At 61.4% G+C, this 3,342-nt stretch carries 2 protein-coding genes; both read right to left on the bottom strand.

Features of this window, described 5'->3' with window-relative positions; translation table 11 throughout:
- A partial coding sequence (locus tag VN856_RS21390; RefSeq protein ID WP_325692666.1) for an FAD-dependent oxidoreductase occupies positions 1 to 893 on the bottom strand: 893 nt, incomplete at its 3' end.
- A gap of 106 nt (positions 894 to 999) precedes the next feature.
- The coding region (locus VN856_RS21385; protein WP_325692665.1) for an RND family transporter at positions 1,000 to 3,342 on the bottom strand (2,343 nt) is incomplete at its 5' end.

Below are 3,342 nucleotides of genomic sequence, written 5' to 3'. Positions count from 1 at the left end.
GGCGCCGCTGCCCGTAGCGGCGCGATCATCCGTTTGCCGTCCTCCGCCGTGCCGGTGTAGGCGATCCGCAGCGCCACCGAGAACACGCCACGCAGTGGTTCGGGGATTTCGGGCTGCGACGGCGGTCGCAGCGCTGCAAAGGAGGAGATCATCGTTTCCGGCGTATTGGGGTGCCAGGCAGTCCAGGCGCGCAGCACGTCGCTCATCCGCTCACCTGGGAAGTAGATGCTGCCGCCATAGAGGCGAGAAACTGGGAACAACGCAATTTCAAGTGCCGTGACCGCTCCGAAATTGCCCTTGCCGCCGCGCAACGCCCAGAACAGTTCGGGATCGGATTCCGCGTCGACATGCCGCAATTCGCCGTCCGCTGTCACTACGTCGAGCGAGCGCACGTGATCGGCGGCGTAACCGTGGGAGCGGCCAAGGGTCGGGCTGAGACCGCCGCCCAGGGTGTAACCGGCGACCCCCACCGTGGGGTTCGAGCCGTTCAACGGTGCCAGCCCCGCCCCGGCGGCCTTCTGGACTACCTCGGCCCATACCGCGCCGGCGCCGACTCTGGCCGTGCGGCCGACCGCGTCGATGTCGACGTCATTCATCCGATGCGTAGTGATCAGGACGGCACCCTGTGCCGTGCCCACGATCTGGTGGCCGGTGGCCTTCACCAGGACCGGCCGGTGCTGGCCCGCCGCGAAAGCAACTGCCGCCTTGACGTCGATCGCGCTCTGCGCCACCACAATCACAGCGGGCATGAGCTCGTGATTCAGGTTGAAGACCGCGCATTCATCGTCATATCCCGCGTCACCCGGCAGCAGAACCGAACCTGCCACCGCCGTCGCCAGGGCTGCGGCATACTCGGGCCGCACGGGCGGCAGATGCGAATCGTCGAAATTCACGGTGTACATCCTCTTTTCGTAGTGCGATAAACCGGGGCGGAGATCAAGGGCATGGATCTCGGACGTCTTCCCCCCGGCACGGGCGCCGTGTGCATGGGCATGGCGGTCACCGACCGACACTTGTACTGAGTAGGGCAGCGTGCCGTCTGGTAGCCGTTCGCGCCGACCCGGAACGGATTACTCGGGGCCACCAGAAGAACGGCCCGAGCAGGCGCGCGATCGCGGGAGTGATGAACGAACGCACGATCAGCGTGTCGAGCAGAAGACCGAAGCCGATGGTGGTTCCCATCTGGCCGATGTTGAGCAGGTCGCTGGAAACCATCGCCATCATGGTGACCGCGAACACCAACCCCGCGGTGGTGACGACTTTGCCGGAATTGGCAACCGCTCTGAGCAGACCGGTGTTCAGGCCGGCTTTGCTTTCTTCGAGGTAGCGGGCTATCAGCAGCAAGTTGTAGTCCGACCCGACCGCCACCAGGATGATGAAGGTGAGGGGCAGGTTCAGCCAGCTCATGGGGACGCCGACCAAGTGCTGCCAGAACAGGACTGCCAGACCGAAGGCTCCGGAATAGGAGAACGCCACGGTCCCGATGATGACCAATGCTGCGATAATGCTCCTGGTGATCAGTAGCATCACCAGGAAGATCAACGCGAAAGCTGCTGTGGCCGCGATGATCAGGTCTGTTCTCGCCGCATCCTGGATGTCCCAGTAGGTAGCCGCGGCGCCACCCAGATAGACCCGCGCTCCGGCGAGCGTCGTGCCCTTCAGCGCTTCCTTGGCGGCGGGCAGATAGGCCTGGTCTTGCTTGATCCCTTCGGGGGTAAGTGCTTCTCCGTCGTGGAAGACCATGTATCGCGCGGCTTTACCGTCCGGGGACACGAAGAATCTGAGGTCGATCTGAAAAGACGGATTGCTGAAAGCATCTGGCGGCAGATAGAAGAATTCGTCGTTCTTCGAACTATCGAAAGCGTAGCCCAGATCCATCATCTGGCGGCTCAGCTCATCGAGCTGAGCCAACTGAGGATCTATCGTGCTGTGCTCGGTCAGAATGATCCGGTGTAGCGCCTCGAGCTGGTCAACGTTCTGGCCGATGAGATCGACGAGTTGCGGCGTCACGGCATCCTGAATCAATGCAGCCTTCAGATTCTTGTCCGTCTGCTCCGTCAACTGGTCGAACTTGTCGGTCAAGTCGAACAGCGATCGAAGTGACCAGCAGATCGGGATATCGAAACAGTGTTTCTCCCAGTAGAAATAGCTCCGGATCGGGCGCCAGAAGTCGTCGAAGTCGGCCAGGTTGTCCCGCATCGAGTCGGTGACTTCTTTCATGCCTTGAGCAGCGTCGGCGGCGATGTGAGCCGCTTGGGCCTGTTGCGACGTCAACTCCTGTTGGTGACGTAGGAGGCCCGTCATGCGGTCGGTGATGGTCGCCATGTCCGTGAGCCGGTTGTTCAGGTCGGTCAGGAACGGCAACAGTTCTTTCATCTTCGTCCCCATCGTGCCGATGGTGTAAGTGAACGACGAATGCTCCAGCGGCGCGCCCAGAGGCCTGGTTGTGCTTTGGACCATTCCCACACCAGGAGTGTGAAAAACGTTGCGCGACACTCGGTCCAGCGCAATCATGTCTGTGCTATTTCGCATGTCGTGATCGGACTCGACCGCGAGCATGTCACTGTTGAGCTTGCTGGCCGGGAAGTGCCTGTCGCTCGCGGCATATCCCTGTTTCGATGGGACGTCATCAGCGACGTAGAGCCGGTCATCGTAGTTGGGGCGGTAGGTGGGAAGCGTGATCGACCCCACCAGCACCACCACGCCACTGGCGAACAGGAGCCGTCCCGGCCAGCGCACCACCAGGGCACCAACCTTGCGCCAGATACCAGCTCCCGCAGAACGTTTCGGTTCGAACATTCCGAAGCGGCTGCTCAGCGCCAGCAGCGCCGGGCCGAAAGTCAGCGCGGCCGCGACCGCGGTGAGCATGGCCACAGCGCAGGGGATCCCGCATGTATTGAAGTAATTGAGCCGGGTGAATGTGAGGCAGAACGTTGCTCCGGCCACCGCGAGACCAGAGCCGAGAATGACGTGGGATACGCCGTTTACTGCGGAATAGTAAGCGGTTTCCCGATCTTCGCCGGCGTGGCGTGCTTCGTGGTAGCGGCCGATCAAGAAGATTGCGTAATCGGTACCCGCACCAAGGATCAGAGAAACAAGAATATTCGAGGCGAATTCGGATATCTGGATGAACTTGTGGAACGCGAGGAAGGAGACGAACCCGCGCCCGCAGATCAGTTCCATCATTACCATCAACAGGATGAGAAGCGCAGTCGAGAGGGAGCGATAGACGGCCAGCAGCATCGCGATGATGAGGACGATCGTCACGAACATGATTGTGATCAGGCTCTTGTTGCCGACCTCGAGCATGTCCGCCGACAACGGCGCCGCACCCGAGACGTA

This window comes from Mycobacterium sp., from assembly GCF_035603715.1.
GTDB lineage: Bacteria > Actinomycetota > Actinomycetes > Mycobacteriales > Mycobacteriaceae > Mycobacterium.
The sequence above is the reverse complement of the archived record's forward strand: the minus strand, read 5'-3'. Positions and strand labels throughout refer to the sequence as shown.